Origin of the sequence: Lancefieldella sp. Marseille-Q7238, assembly GCF_949152215.1 — a bacterium.
In the GTDB taxonomy this organism is placed as follows: Bacteria; Actinomycetota; Coriobacteriia; order Coriobacteriales; family Atopobiaceae; genus Lancefieldella.
On record NZ_OX424407.1, the window covers coordinates 977,552 to 990,792 of the forward strand.

A 13,241-nucleotide genomic window follows, 5' to 3' on the forward strand; every position below is an offset into this window, starting at 1 on the left:
TCTGCAAAAGGAGTTCCATCTGATTATTCCTGCACTTCCGGGATATGATGAAGAGTGCTCCGGAGATTATACAAGCGTGGAGAAAATTGCGGCAGAGTTGGCAGACTGGCTGCTTGGGCATGATTAATGATACGCCTCCACAGTCTTTACTTACTATCTATGAAGCAAAGAAAAAGTAAAGATTGTGGGGACAAAGATAGAAATTTTTATACTTCTTTCAGAGTCGCCGCGATAGCATCCCAGCGGAAACTGTGGAAACAAGTCCAAAGGATGTCTCTGTCCATAAAGAATTCATCTGCTGTTTGAAGAGCGGTTCGCAGATTCTAGGCGATTACTACAAAATATCCATATTCCGATTCTTTCGTTCCATTCAGAAAATCAGTCCCACCACATGATAAACAATGCATGCGAGAAGCAGAGAAATACAGATGTAGTATAGTGCCACACGAAGTGGCCACTTGAGAGAGTGGGTCTCGTGGACAGCTGCAGACAGGCTCATCACACATGGCATATTGAAATAGAAGGCGAAGATAAAAGCCAACGCCTCGGGCTTTGTGAGCGCGGCCGTAAGAGCAGCTCCAACCGATGCGCCGCCCGCCTGTCCCGTCGCCGAGTTTGTAATGGCATGCATCACGCTGGTCCCACTGAAGACGGAAGACAGAACGCCGAGAGACCCTTCCTTCCCCATCCAAGATGCAATCCAGGCAATGAAGGTCTGCCATCGCAGGCCGAAAAAGAGAGTCACAGGCTCAATGGCATTTCCGAAGCGGAAGAGGATACTGCTGGACGCATCTCCGTTCTTACTGTATGAGAGAATACACAGGATGACGGACAGGAGCGTAACGATGGCGATCGCACGCTTGAAAGCTTCCCACATTCGGATTAGCGATGTCTTAGTGAGCGCTCTCCAATGGGGCTTGTGATAGGGCGGCAGTTCCATGATTAGGCCGGTACGGTCGGATCCGCTTAACAATTTCCTCCCGTAAATGCGCGCCGTCAGCTGAAGATGCAATAGGGAGACTGCAAAGAGCGTTGCAATGATGATAGCCGCACCGGGAACCCCAAAGAAAACCGTGCTGACCAGTCCTACGACGGCCCATGTGGATCCGCAGGGCACAACCCATGATGTGGCAATCGTGGTCATTCTTTGCCCCCAGGTATCAAGCACACGAGAGCTGGTCCCTCCTGCGATATTGCAGCCAAAGGAGACGAGAAAGGGCATAATGGCTTTGCCGTGAAGCCCAAGACGCTGCATAGTGCCATCAAACACATAGGACACCCGACTCATATAGCCGATGTCCTCCAGCACCCCGAATACAAGCGTGGCGCCGAAAATGTAGCCGCACATCATCACCGTAAAGGCAGTCGCGGTGAGCAATGCGTCGCATATAAGTGAGATGAGCAGCGGATGGACACCGATGCCTGCCAGCCATTCTGAAATCGGCGCCCCGATTAGAGGAATCATACCGCCAAGGGCCATAAAGGGTAGCCCCACAATAATAGAGAGAATCAGACTGGTAAAAATAATTCCGGCAGCAATCCATTTCCCGCCATGCTTCGAGATGGCAAAGCAATCAAATTTGCTCTTTCGAACATCTATATTCTTTGTCTTAACTGCGCTAGCAAGCAAGCTATCAATCCACTTAAATTTACAGTTTCCTGTACGAGGCGAACCGTTTTGGATTTCGCTTCGCAGGGATACAATTTCTTCGTAAGATGAAGTATCAAGAGCTTCTCGAACAATTTGTTCTGCGACCGGGTCATACTCGATGAGCTTTGCAAATAACCAGCTTTTTTCGTAGACTGAGATGCCATTTTCCGGCAGAAGCCGCGTGATCTTCTGATAGATTTCGCCAAATTCCTCTTCATATAGGGAAGCAAGAGTATTGTTTGAAATCACATCCCTGTGCTTTACCGTGCCCTTCAACATGCGATAAAAAGCATCATAGCTCGTCTTATCTGACGCGACAAAAGGAAGTACAGGTATCCCGAGTTTGGATTCGATAAGATCCGTCTCTATCTTTTTCCCTTGCTCCTCTGCCACATCCATCATGTTCAAAACCAGCACCGCAGGAACGCGAATCCCATTATAATCAGCAAGCATAAAGAGACTGCGCTCCAATTGGGATGAATCCGCTAAGAGACATATCAGTTCCGCTTCCCCGGATGCAATATAGTCTCTTGTCACTATTTCTTCATCAGAGTTCGCCGCCAGGGAATATGTTCCAGGGAGATCTACCACGTTGATGTTTTTCCCATCGAGTTTGAAAGTCCCCGTACATTTTTCTACGGTTTTGCCAGGCCAGTTTCCCACGTGCTGTTTGGACCCGGTCAGTGCGTTAAACAGCGTGGACTTGCCGGAGTTGGGCTGTCCTAACAGCGCGATTGTCATTGAATCACTCATTTGTGCTAACCTCTACCATAATGTTCTCGCAGTCCCTCCGATTAATTGCCAGAGCTGTGTTTCTAATGTTAATAAGAAGGGGATATTTCTTTTCGTTTTGTATGACTGTAAGCCTCCCTCCCGGCGTGACACCAACAGCCGTGACTCGTCGTTGAAAATCCGCTTCTCCTCCGACGGAGAGTACGCGACCGTTTTCGCCGGCTTTTAGGTCACTCAGTTTCACCATTTTTCTGTTCCCCCCTCTTATGCTTTCGATGTCGATGTCCCAGGAACTTCTATCTCCCCCGCTTTATTCTTACGTACCATCCGCTTTCCTATGAAAAGTTAGTTTCATATAACTATTATGCATTTTAATGATAAATTTTCTATATTGACAACGTATGCCAAATTTCAAAATTCATAAAAGGACAAACACGACCCGTTGTCACTCGGTAAGATTGAGTACCCCACAAAATCATATCAATGAACATCGGGTAGATACCTAGAATACAAAGGGCAACCCCGGTGATAAACTGCCGCTGATATTGACTTTCGGTGCGCTGCATAGCCGCATACACCATGTCGTCGACACCGCATGCGGTATCAATACGGCCGGATCTTATGTATTGATAGGGTTTGTTTTTCAGCCCACATGAAATGAACTGAACCACAGCGGCTGTAACAAGCATCATCAGCGCCAAAAGACTAATGCCAGACGCAACGTTTTCGGTCAAATCCAGGTTTTCGTCGGCAGCCGTGGACAGAACAATCAATGGCGCGGGCGAAATCACGCACAGCGCAACCCCGCGAGCTAGAACAGGCGCTGTTTGGCATTTGGAGTCGAGAAAGGCGCTGCAGTATGAATAAAGAACGTCTGGCGGCATTTACGGATGCTATTGTGGCTATTGTGGCAACCATTATGGTGCTGGAGCTGGCCGTTCCTTCTACCAGCGGATGGCAGGGTCTGATGGAAAACCTGCCCGTTTTTCTCGTGTATATTGTAAGCTTCAGCCAAATTTATCTCGTCTGGAATAATCATCACGACCTGTTCGAAAAAGCGGAAGTGATTGAGGGATAATCCGGGAGCGGCGCCTGATGGCACAAATCAGAAACGCTTCAGACTACTTTTGTACGGCGGCTTTGTTATAGCGGCGGCATTAGCGTTCATTCAACCATATATGTGCATGCTTGCCATGCTTGTGTTTACCATCGTTGAAATTGTATGGATAATTGTGAAAGACTGATAAGAACGATCATAAGGAGCAAACATGTATTTTGAAAACCTATGCAAGCGCCTGTCCGCATTACCGGAGGTCGAATCAATCGCTTTAGGAGGGTCGCGCGCCGGCGACCGTCACGATGAGAAGTCAGACTACGACCTCTATATCTACGAGGAACGTCCTCTTTCCGAAGAAGAACGCCTCCGGATACTGCAGGAGTGCTGCTCCTATATCGAACTTGGCAATCATTTCTGGGAGCTGGAAGATAACTGCACGTTAAAAGACGGTATTGATATCGATATCTTGCATCGCAACTTGGATTCATTCTCAAAGGAGATTGCATCGGTTGTCGATGCCCATAATGCCCACAACGGCTATACCACGTGCATGTGGCACAACCTGCTCCACAGCAAGATTCTTTTCGACCGAAGGGGAAGATTTCGCAAACTGCAGGAGAAATACACCGTTCCCTACCCTGCCCAATTAAAGAAAAATATTATCGAGCGCAATATGCGGCTGCTTTCAGGGAACCTTCCCTCATATGACAAGCAAATCATAAAAGCGCTGACGAGAAATGACGTCGTTAGCGTCAACCACAGGACCGCCGCGTACATGGAGTCGTACTTCGACATTATCTTCGCTATGAATGAACTGACGCACCCCGGTGAAAAACGCATGGTACAGATTGCGCTTGGGCAAGCCCACACTCTTCCTGACAACTTCGAAGAAAGCCTTTCTTCTCTCTATCAAGACCTCTTCGCCCATCCGCAAAATGTTGAAAGAGACCTTGCGATACTTACCGAAAACCTTAGGGCGTGTTTGGATGCTCTGACCTAGCCTCATGGTATGATTGACCCCGTTAAAGTCACATAGACAGATTGGGTTGCTATGGGGTACCTCATCAACGCACTTATCCACACACACGCAACGATGCCGCAGGCTCTCTTTGAAGTGGTCGTCGTTACCGCGATTACCTGCGCCATCTCTGCCTTACTCCAACAGGCCTCTAAGCGCTCCACCAATGCGACTGCCAAAAAAGTGCTTGGGGTCTGTAGCGGCCTGATTTTTGTTGCCTCCGCAGCAATCATCATTGAGGATCTGGCCGGACAAACCCATATTTTCATGCCACTTGCCCAAATGATTTTTCCCGGTTAATCTTTACTAGGGAGCGCCAAAACTTCTCGTTGATTTACCTCTTTTTGGTTTGTGAGGAATGCCATGGATTTTTCTGATCCTCGTGAAGTCATACCCTTATTGGTTGGTACGGGCTTTGTGCTGATAGCGCTACTCGCATTCATTAGTTTTGCTCGCCCACAACTCCAAAAGCTCGCTAAAAACACCATCTGGCAGGTTCCCCAGATGGGGCTTAAGGGCATTATCGGCCCCTTGATTTTCTTGCAGCTTTGCATGGTATTTGGCGAGTCGCTGAAATATCCGGAGTCAAAAGGCGCCTTTTTCCCATATCTTGTGGGATACTTGGTCATTTGCGCCGCTCTTACCAAAGTCGTGCATATGGCGCTCAAGCGCTTTTCTCTGTCCAATCTGTATATCGATGCCATAAGCAATCTTGCCGCCCCGCTCATCTGGCAGATAGGCATACTGTTTCTTACCGAGAAAACCTATGCGCTAGTAACCGCAGCGGCAAGCATGCACATCATCCACTAACACCGTATCGCTTTATCTCTTACGGGGTTTTGTCTCTCAAAGGGTCTTTTCTCTCAGAGAATCTTATGTCCACCACCGTTATATCCAAAGGAGCGCCATGAATAAGCAGCAATCAAAGGGACTACATTTTTCTGAAAGGTTTATCGCACGACTCGGCCGCTTCGCAAGCGTTCTTTCTGTCCTGATGTATGTTTCCTACATTCCGCAAATTATGAATAACCTTGAGGGAAACAAGGGAAACTTCATTCAGCCGGCCGTCGCCGCAGTCAACTGCATCTGCTGGGTCATATACGCCTACTTCAAAGAAGACCGTGACATTCCTGTATTGATTGCCAACATTCCCGGCGTAATCTTTGGTATTATCGCCGCGCTCACCGCGCTGCTGTAAGGGCGCTTTTGCCTTTTCGCCGATGCCGGCATGAAATCTGATACGCGCATCATGTATGCTGAATAAAGGCAAGAAAAGGAGACGTTATGCATGAGATAGCTCTCAAGAGTTTGCAGATTAATCCGTGGTCGCTTATGGGAGACCGCTGGATGCTCATTACCTCGGGCAACAAAGAAGACGGATTCAATACCATGACGGCGGCATGGGGCCATTTTGGCACGCTCTTTGGCTCGCGAGAAGGCTCAAAGAACACCACTATCTGCTACATTCGGCCTCAGCGCTACACCAAGACCTTTGTAGACAGTCATGACACCTATACGCTTTCCTTTCTTCCCGATACAAAAGAGAACAAGAAAAAGCTGACCTATCTTGGCACCACATCTGGACGAGATGAAGACAAAATTGCAGCCGCTAACCTCACGCCCGCATTTATTGACGGAACAACCGCGTTTGAAGAAGCAGAACTTGTCTTTGTCTGCCGGAAAATTTATGTCGACGATCTTATGCCGGAAAACTTTGTCGACAAGAACATCATCGAGCAGAACTACCCGCTCCGCGATTTTCACACCCGCTACATTGGAGAAATCCTCAAGGTTTACGCTGCTGACTAGTCACTCTTCTCGCTGACAAAACGATCCGCTGCAACTATGTCGCAGCGGATCAATCAGGCGCTCTCTAACCCGGCTACTCTGTAACCGCTTCGTTTTTCTCGTCTTCTTCGGCAATGACCTTGGCTTTATAAGCGATGTCTTTATCAGACATTTCATCCTCATAGATCTTCTCGCCCGTTGGATGTTCCTCAAGCCAAATCTTCTTGGCTTCAGGAGCCCACTTCTTGGCATAAGGCATCGTGCGAGCGCAAAGATCCTCAGCACTTTCCGGCGCGACATATTCCGACGTATAGGCCCCGGCATCCTTAACAATCTCAGGAAGTATCTCCGGGTTCTCAAGCATCGGACATGGCTGCAAGAGGTTTTTATTCCACGGGTAGTGCTTGCGGTACGCTTGGAAAATGGGTTGTTGCAGGCAGTCCAGCCAGCTGTCAGCAGTTTTAATGTTGACGTTTGAGTAGTGAATGAACACGCACGGCTCCACATCGCCGCGAGCGTTGACGTGGCAGTATACACGGCCTCCGGCAATACATCCCCCAACGAACTCGCCGTCATTTTGGAAGTCCATAGCAAATATTGGCTTGCCGCCCTCAACTCCGCGAATCTCGCGAATGCGGCTCAGCATATATTTGCGCTGTTCAACGGTGGGCATAAGGTCCGCGTTTGCTCCCTCTCCCACCGGCATATAGTGAAAATACCATGCCCAGCGACAGCCCTTTTCAATAATAAGATCAAAGAATTTGTCGGAAGAGACTCGCTCCGTATTTTCTCGTGTATAGCAGGTAGACGTTCCATACAGCAAGCCATAAGCGTGCATCAGGTCAAACGCTCGCATGACCTCCTCAAACGAACCGTCACCGCGCCGGCCGTCATTCACGCTTGGCTCATAGCTTTCAAGCGAAACGGAGAAGATGATATTGCCCAGTCGCTGCACGTCTTGGCAAAACTTTTCATCTACCAGCGAAGCGTTGGTGAAGATGTTAAAGAGACAATCATTGTGCTTCTCAGCGAGCCGCAAAACATCATCTTTGCGCACGAGTGGCTCTCCACCCGTCAGCATGAACATATGCGTTCCCAAATCAGACGCCTCGGTTACCAGCTTGTCCATATCCTCATACGAAAGATTCAAGCGATTTCCGTAATCAGCGGCCCAGCACCCAATGCAATGTTTGTTGCAGGCGCTGGTGGGGTCGAAGAGAATAATCCATGGTACGTTACACTGGTATTTCTCGGCATTCGCTGTTGTATTGCGCAGCCCACGAAACGCCGCTTCATAACCGCCATCCAAAAGAGTGGTTTTGAGCACGTGCGGATTGGTGGTGTCGATAACGTCAAAAAGGAACTTCTCCCATTTTGACCCTGGATACAAGCCCTTTTTGATACCTCGCGTCGCACCGGGAGACGTGTCTTTCATGAGTTTCCCGGCCATATTGACCAAGTGATCGATGTTTTTCTCGCGATCTTTACTTGAAGCGCTCTTCATAATTTGATCAAGAGCAATGCCGAATGCCTTACGCTCGGCCACATGCGCAACCTTTGACTGCATGCAAAAACATCCCCCTCCTGGAGAACGTCTCTGGGCGTTCTCTTTTTTGAACAAAGTTCAAATTTTTACTACCATACTCCTTGCAGGGAGAATAATCAAGGATTTTTTGAACGGTAGTAGAAAATAGTGCTCAGCGAAGCGTCTGTTTCTGGCGGATGTTCTTCTTGAGTGGTCTCACGATGACGGCGTAATTGAGAAACGCTCCGCAGATTGCAAGAAGAGCTGCGCAGACAGCGTTGCCGTAGATTGGCCATGTGGGAAACAGCTGTACCAGTGTCTGCTGAATGGGAAACGCCCACAGATATATGCCGTATGAAAGCTCAAACTTTTTACCGAAGTTGCTGAAGCGGCCGCCGGTTCCGTATCCCAGCCAAAAACAAACATACGGAAACAGCAGCATCATTGCCAAGACGTCGAGCTTCGCATAGAGTAAGACGCAAAACGCGGCTGTCGCAACAATACCGGCAGCGGTATGTATTCTTATTTTGTCGCGGAACACCCAAAACGCTACACCTATATAAAAGAGGACAACAGCACGAACCACACTCAGCTGCTGCGGAGAAAACTTCCAAACATACAAAACGATTAAAGCAACAACGGGAACGGAAGCCAGAATGAAGCGCTTCTGATTAAATCTGGTCAGCTTAAATCCTATAAAGCACAGGATATAGCAACAAAATTCAACAGGAAGTGTCCACAGAGAGGCGTTAACGGTATTGCCCAGGGGGTTATTGGTAAAAACTCCGGGCAGCTCATGAACCATGATAAGAAAGCTGTTGAGAAAATACCGATACGTTTGGGGATTTGTAAAATACTCTCCAGGAGCAAGAGTGCTCACAAGGGGACCCAGCACCAAAGCGGACGCCGAAACTACAAAGATCAGCTCCGGAAACAAGCGAGAAACACGCTGTTTGAAAAAGGTCTTCGCATCACTATGATGCTCGCAGCTCCGCGCGATGAGAAAGCCTCCAAACACAAAGAAAAGACCTACGGACATACCTCCGAAGGTCAGCTGTTTCGTATGCCTATACACAAAGTCCCCCGCGTCGCTGCCGAGCACAACGCTATAGCAGTGGGAAATAATGACAAAGATTGCCGCCACAAAACGCATAAGATTGAGGTTGTTAACGCGCGACTCAGCGACATCAGACAGCTTTAGTGAAGTCATACCCTCTCCCGTATATGAACATAATTTGCCTCAACACGCACGCGTCCCTCAGCAATCGCTTGAATGACCTCGGGATAAAGCCGGTGTTCAACTTCATGAATGGCTGCTTCGAGCTCATCGAGACTCCACTCCTCCTGAACTATAACCGGCCGCTGCGCAATAATTGGTCCGCGGTCATACTCATAATTAGCTAGGTGAACGGTCACACCCGTCACCTTAACTCCGTACTCATAGGCCTCTTGAATGGCATGCGCCCCGCGAAAACTCGGAAGAAGCGCAGGGTGAATATTAAGCACGCGATTGGGAAAGGCGTCCAGAAGCGCCATGCCCACTTTGCGCATGTAGCCAGCCATCACCACATAGTCAACGCCCTTACGCTTAAGCTCCGTTGCGATAACCATATCTGCCGTCAAAGGATCGGCGTAAATCTCCTTTGAAAGCGTAAGCGTCTGAATGCCGGCGGCCTCAGCGCGCTTAAGCCCCTGCGCAGAGGGGCGAGAAGAAACAACCAGTTCAATAGTGGCGTCCAGCGAGCCGTCGGCAATGCGATCTATCAGCGCCTGCAAATTGGTACCCGAGCCTGAGATAAGAACACCCAGCTTAAGCGACATCTCTGTAGACCACCTTTCCAGTGCCCGGAACGCACTCTCCCATCACGAAGGGATTGCACCCCTGCGCAACAAGAGCTTCCGCCACATCGTCAACGTCGTCGGGATCAACGATAAGCGCCATTCCGACACCCATATTGAAGGTGCGGTACTGCTCGTCAAGCGAAAGACGTGCCTGTTCGGAGACGTAGGTAATGATGGGAGGAACGCTCCAGTTGGGACCTCCCGATTCGCCCAAACGGTCCACCAGCGCGTCTACCTGCGCAGGCAGAGCGCGATTGAGATTTTCCGTAATGCCGCCTCCGGTAATGTGCGCCATCGCCTTGATGGGCGCGCCGGCCTTAAGCACCGCGAGCAAACTGCCGGCATAGATGGTTGTGGGACGGAGCGCCGCATCAGCAAGCGATTCGCCGCCCAGCTCTTCCAGCGGTTTATTGAGTTCTTCAACCGTCTTGTTCTCGATGACAGCCTTACGCACCAGCGAATAGCCATTGGAATGAATGCCTGATGAGGGGAGGCCGAGAATAACATCGCCTGCAGATACCCGCTCCGGTCCTAAAATCTTGGGGCGGTCAACAACGCCCACTACAAAGCCGGCCAGATCATACTCATCGGGGTTCATAACGCCGGGATGCTCCGCCATCTCACCGCCCACGAGCGCACATCCGCTCTTGCGGCAGCCTTCCGCGATGCCTCCCACGATCTCCGCCACCGCATCGGCCTTAAGTTTACCGACGGCGATATAGTCCAGGAAAAACAACGGTTCGGCGCCCATGGGAACAATGTCGTCCACGCACATGGCCACAAGATCTTGACCCACCGTATCATTGCGACCTAAAAGCTGCGCTATAGCCAGCTTGGTACCAACGCCATCAGTGCCGCTGACCAGCACGGGCTCTTCCATGTCTTTGAGCGCCGCCGCGGAAAAGCAAGAGCCAAAGCCACCAAGGCCTCCAATGACCTCGGGGCGTGAAGTGGTCGCGACAGCAGCCTTAATGGCATCTACCGCACGAGCCCCCTCATCAACATCAACACCGGCATCGGCATAGGTGATGTGGCGATCATCATTCAGAGCGTTGGACATCTTGCTTTCCTTTCTGTGCAAGTTGTGCCTCTACCTGGTCAAAGGTGCAAGCGTAGGAATGGCAGAGGTTACAAGGGCGCATGCCGGACAAAAACCGTCCATGAAAATCGTCAGGGATCTCTACCGGATAACGTCCGTTAAAACAGGCGGCGCAGTAGCCTCGTTGAGGCACGCAGCTCAAAAGTCCCTCAAGGCTTAAAAAGCCCAGTGAGTCAGCTCCTATATATTCGCATATCTCCTGCGTTGTTTTGCTCGCCGCAATAAGCTGATCCTGGTCAGCGGTGTCAATGCCGTAGAAGCAGGGCCATATAACCTTGGGAGAAGCGCTACGAACGTGCACCTCTGAGGCGCCCGCGTCGCGCAGCAGCTGCACAATCTGCTGAGAGGTAGTGCCGCGCACAACCGAATCGTCCACCATCACCAGCCGTTTACCCTGAATGACATCGGCAAGGGCATTCAGCTTCAGGCGGACGCCGAGCTGCCGAAGCTGCTGCGTGGGTTGAATGAACGTGCGTGCCACGTATCGATTTTTAATAAGCCCCGTGCCAAAGGGAACGCCGAGCTCAGCGGCAAATCCTTCAGCCGCAGGAACGCCGGAGTCGGGTACGCCGATAACCAGGTCAACGTCGGCCGCCGCTTCACGCGCTAGTTGTCTGCCCATGTCGTGACGCACGCGATAGACGGATTTTTCATTCACAACCGAATCAGGCCGCGAGAAGTACACGTCCTCAAAAATACACGCCGCCGGCTCTCGGCTTGCAAGACCTCGCTCGGAGCGCATGCCTTCATCTGAAATACGGATAATTTCTCCCGGCTCAACTTCACGAAGAAACGTTGCTCCTACGATGCCTAAGGCGCATGTTTCCGAAGCGATCACCCAGTTATTGTCTGCAGGGTCTCCCAGACGCCCGATCACCAAAGGACGTATTCCGTTGGGATCGCGAAAGGCGTAGAGCGCGTTTTCACGCACCAGCACCATCGCATAACCGCCCTCCAGAAGCCGCATCGTCGCTGCGATACCGGACCGAAGACGGTGCGTTTTTTGCGTAAAGTAGCCAATGAGCTGCGCTGCCACCTCAGAATCGGTATCCGACCGGAAAGAAATGCTGCGGGCGGCAAGTTCTTCTCGCAACGCATCAAAGTTGAGCAGCGTGCCATTGTGTGCCAGCGCAATAATGGTCTCATCAATCGAAGAAAGATGCGGCTGAGCCGACTCCCATCCTTTGGCCCCGGCAGTCCCATAGCGACAGTGCCCGATCGCGGCTTTCCCCGGCATGGCATCAAGATCCGACCCGGTAAAGACTTCGGTCACCAGACCAAGATCTTTGCGAATCAAGACAGTCTGACCATCGCCGACCGCTATACCAGCTGAATCCTGCCCCCGGTGCTGAAGGGCATGGAGCGCAAAATACGTCAATCTAGCCACGTCACGCTGCGGCGCCCATACGCCAAAAACGCCACACTCCTCGTGAAGCTCCATGAGTTCCTTTCTGATTGCCTCTCATACGCACTCGTAGAGCCGCTTGCTTCTCTAGTGTACTCGCTGGCGAGAAGAAAAGGCACCTCAAACGCTCTTTGTTCGAGGTGCGTAACAATATGGTATCGATAGTCTTCGGTTTTAAGCGCGCGCTTGCTTACGCGGAGGGCTGAAGATCCGATTTCTGCACGCATACCAAAGCGGCGCGACCATACTGATCAGAATAGTTACAGGTTACAAGAGTCATAACGTGGTCTACCCGGTCAATAATCTCAGACGCGCCGGCTCGAGCGTTAACAGAGCGGCTCAATTGCCTTTTCAGGTAATCGTGAAATTCTTCTCTTGAAGAAAATGTAAATTGCTGAACCGTATCATCGTCATCGCTTGCATGATAAATGAAAAGGGGCACTAACTCATATTTCTTGTCCGGAGTTTCATACCAGATGGTCTTTACATCATCAAAGACACTTTTATCATTCATCTTGCCAATATAGCGGAACATTGAACCATTCCGCATGTGATGACCGTACAAAATAGTTTGTTGATCGACAAGGCCATGGGGGTCGTTTTCGTAATCCAGGAAAATCTGTCCTCCGACGGAATACTCGCCCTTTGCATTAGTGTGCAGATAGTGCTCGTTATCGGTTGTCTGATACACAGGATAATTCACCGGAGAGTTTGGAATTTGAATCCACCCGACAATCTGCGAATTAATGGCGCGCAGACCCTCCCAATCAATCCCTGGAGCCTCCGTGTCATTGTTCTCGGGAATTGTCGCATACTGAGCCAGCTCTTCGTTGATAACGTCTTGCTGGTGGTAGTCCCATTGCGACTTTGCAAAAAGGCATGCGGACGCGACAATGAGGAGAATGCCGATAAGCAACAGAAGGTTCGACACGATACGAGCAGAACGCTTCCCCTTCCGCTTTTTCTTGCCACCGTGGCTTTCATTTCCTCCTTTTGTGCCGCTCTTCTTCAGGTCATACGATAAAGGTTTCACGGCCGTGGAGGCTGAGCTGCGGGTGTCCGATGGAGTGGTATTTCCCGCAAAATGTCTGCCTCGTGTTTCTGTCATAAACTATCCTGCCTAA

At 50.3% G+C, this 13,241-nt stretch carries 16 protein-coding genes; 7 read left to right on the forward strand and 9 right to left on the reverse strand.

Features of this window, described 5'->3' with window-relative positions:
* Positions 1 to 370: 370 nt before the first annotated feature.
* The 3 genes from feoB to QM016_RS04385 all read right to left on the reverse strand — a co-directional run bounded on the left by feoB (position 371) and on the right by QM016_RS04385 (position 3,267).
* Positions 371 to 2,392, reverse strand: a complete 2,022-nt coding sequence (gene feoB, locus QM016_RS04380) for a ferrous iron transport protein B (RefSeq protein ID WP_282710420.1) — start codon at positions 2,390 to 2,392, stop codon at positions 371 to 373.
* A gap of 4 nt (positions 2,393 to 2,396) precedes the next feature.
* Positions 2,397 to 2,630, reverse strand: a complete 234-nt coding sequence (locus QM016_RS07275; RefSeq protein WP_349237891.1) for a FeoA family protein — start codon at positions 2,628 to 2,630, stop codon at positions 2,397 to 2,399.
* 139 nt (positions 2,631 to 2,769) lie between these two features.
* A complete protein-coding gene (locus QM016_RS04385; protein ID WP_282710424.1) occupies positions 2,770 to 3,267 on the reverse strand; it encodes a hypothetical protein in 498 nt (165 codons plus the stop codon).
* Between QM016_RS04385 and QM016_RS04390 the strand changes: the two genes are divergently transcribed.
* From QM016_RS04390 to QM016_RS04420, 7 genes are all read left to right on the forward strand, one after another.
* A complete protein-coding gene (locus QM016_RS04390) occupies positions 3,243 to 3,461 on the forward strand; it encodes a TMEM175 family protein (protein ID WP_282710428.1) in 219 nt (72 codons plus the stop codon). The genes QM016_RS04385 and QM016_RS04390 overlap by 25 nt on opposite strands.
* Positions 3,451 to 3,627 (forward strand): hypothetical protein, encoded by a 177-nt coding sequence (locus QM016_RS04395; protein WP_282710430.1) that lies wholly within the window; start codon positions 3,451 to 3,453, stop codon positions 3,625 to 3,627. Before QM016_RS04390 ends, QM016_RS04395 begins: the two co-directional genes overlap by 11 nt.
* 24 nt (positions 3,628 to 3,651) lie before the next feature.
* Positions 3,652 to 4,440 carry a nucleotidyltransferase domain-containing protein gene (locus tag QM016_RS04400; RefSeq protein WP_282710431.1) on the forward strand — a complete coding sequence of 263 codons (789 nt, stop codon included), beginning with the start codon at positions 3,652 to 3,654 and terminating at the stop codon, positions 4,438 to 4,440.
* A gap of 51 nt (positions 4,441 to 4,491) precedes the next feature.
* On the forward strand, positions 4,492 to 4,758 hold the full coding sequence (locus tag QM016_RS04405; protein ID WP_282710433.1) for a manganese transport protein MntH: 267 nt from the start codon (positions 4,492 to 4,494) through the stop codon (positions 4,756 to 4,758).
* A 63-nt stretch (positions 4,759 to 4,821) separates the two neighbouring features.
* Positions 4,822 to 5,268, forward strand: coding sequence for a hypothetical protein (locus tag QM016_RS04410; protein WP_282710435.1), 447 nt, complete (start codon positions 4,822 to 4,824; stop codon positions 5,266 to 5,268).
* 97 nt (positions 5,269 to 5,365) lie between these two features.
* Positions 5,366 to 5,656, forward strand: a complete 291-nt coding sequence (locus QM016_RS04415; RefSeq protein ID WP_282710437.1) for a SemiSWEET family transporter — start codon at positions 5,366 to 5,368, stop codon at positions 5,654 to 5,656.
* An 86-nt stretch (positions 5,657 to 5,742) separates the two neighbouring features.
* The gene (locus tag QM016_RS04420) at positions 5,743 to 6,267 is read left to right on the forward strand and encodes a flavin reductase family protein (protein WP_282710440.1); all 525 of its coding nucleotides are present in this window, start codon (positions 5,743 to 5,745) and stop codon (positions 6,265 to 6,267) included.
* Between the two features lie 73 nt (positions 6,268 to 6,340).
* Here the strand turns inward: QM016_RS04420 and QM016_RS04425 are convergent, their stop codons facing one another.
* The 6 genes from QM016_RS04425 to srtB form a co-directional block, all read right to left on the reverse strand.
* Entirely contained in the window at positions 6,341 to 7,813 is a 1,473-nt protein-coding gene (locus QM016_RS04425) for a radical SAM protein (RefSeq protein WP_282710442.1), read from the reverse strand.
* A 130-nt stretch (positions 7,814 to 7,943) separates the two neighbouring features.
* A complete protein-coding gene (locus QM016_RS04430; protein WP_282710444.1) occupies positions 7,944 to 8,981 on the reverse strand; it encodes an acyltransferase in 1,038 nt (345 codons plus the stop codon).
* A complete protein-coding gene (gene purN / locus QM016_RS04435; RefSeq protein WP_016477741.1) occupies positions 8,978 to 9,592 on the reverse strand; it encodes a phosphoribosylglycinamide formyltransferase in 615 nt (204 codons plus the stop codon). Before purN ends, QM016_RS04430 begins: the two co-directional genes overlap by 4 nt.
* Positions 9,582 to 10,673, reverse strand: a complete 1,092-nt coding sequence (gene purM / locus QM016_RS04440) for a phosphoribosylformylglycinamidine cyclo-ligase (protein WP_282710447.1) — start codon at positions 10,671 to 10,673, stop codon at positions 9,582 to 9,584. Before purM ends, purN begins: the two co-directional genes overlap by 11 nt.
* Complete coding sequence (purF, locus tag QM016_RS04445) at positions 10,654 to 12,153, reverse strand: amidophosphoribosyltransferase (protein ID WP_016477739.1); 1,500 nt, start codon at positions 12,151 to 12,153, stop codon at positions 10,654 to 10,656. Before purF ends, purM begins: the two co-directional genes overlap by 20 nt.
* Before the next feature lie 154 nt (positions 12,154 to 12,307).
* On the reverse strand, positions 12,308 to 13,225 hold the full coding sequence (gene srtB, locus QM016_RS04450) for a class B sortase (RefSeq protein WP_282710448.1): 918 nt from the start codon (positions 13,223 to 13,225) through the stop codon (positions 12,308 to 12,310).
* Positions 13,226 to 13,241 lie beyond the last annotated feature (16 nt).

Coding starts and splice junctions, on each gene's coding strand:
- feoB (WP_282710420.1), bottom strand. CDS start 2,392: ATGACAATCGCGCTGTTAGGACAGCCCAACTCCGGCAAGTCCACGCTG.
- QM016_RS04385 (WP_282710424.1), bottom strand. CDS start 3,267: ATGCCGCCAGACGTTCTTTATTCATACTGCAGCGCCTTTCTCGACTCC.
- QM016_RS04400 (WP_282710431.1), top strand. CDS start 3,652: ATGTATTTTGAAAACCTATGCAAGCGCCTGTCCGCATTACCGGAGGTC.
- QM016_RS04425 (WP_282710442.1), bottom strand. CDS start 7,813: ATGCAGTCAAAGGTTGCGCATGTGGCCGAGCGTAAGGCATTCGGCATT.
- srtB (WP_282710448.1), bottom strand. CDS start 13,225: ATGACAGAAACACGAGGCAGACATTTTGCGGGAAATACCACTCCATCG.
- QM016_RS04390 (WP_282710428.1), top strand. CDS start 3,243: ATGAATAAAGAACGTCTGGCGGCATTTACGGATGCTATTGTGGCTATT.
- purF (WP_016477739.1), bottom strand. CDS start 12,153: ATGGAGCTTCACGAGGAGTGTGGCGTTTTTGGCGTATGGGCGCCGCAG.
- QM016_RS04410 (WP_282710435.1), top strand. CDS start 4,822: ATGGATTTTTCTGATCCTCGTGAAGTCATACCCTTATTGGTTGGTACG.
- QM016_RS04415 (WP_282710437.1), top strand. CDS start 5,366: ATGAATAAGCAGCAATCAAAGGGACTACATTTTTCTGAAAGGTTTATC.
- QM016_RS07275 (WP_349237891.1), bottom strand. CDS start 2,630: ATGGTGAAACTGAGTGACCTAAAAGCCGGCGAAAACGGTCGCGTACTC.
- QM016_RS04405 (WP_282710433.1), top strand. CDS start 4,492: ATGGGGTACCTCATCAACGCACTTATCCACACACACGCAACGATGCCG.
- purM (WP_282710447.1), bottom strand. CDS start 10,673: ATGTCCAACGCTCTGAATGATGATCGCCACATCACCTATGCCGATGCC.
- purN (WP_016477741.1), bottom strand. CDS start 9,592: ATGTCGCTTAAGCTGGGTGTTCTTATCTCAGGCTCGGGTACCAATTTG.
- QM016_RS04430 (WP_282710444.1), bottom strand. CDS start 8,981: ATGACTTCACTAAAGCTGTCTGATGTCGCTGAGTCGCGCGTTAACAAC.
- QM016_RS04420 (WP_282710440.1), top strand. CDS start 5,743: ATGCATGAGATAGCTCTCAAGAGTTTGCAGATTAATCCGTGGTCGCTT.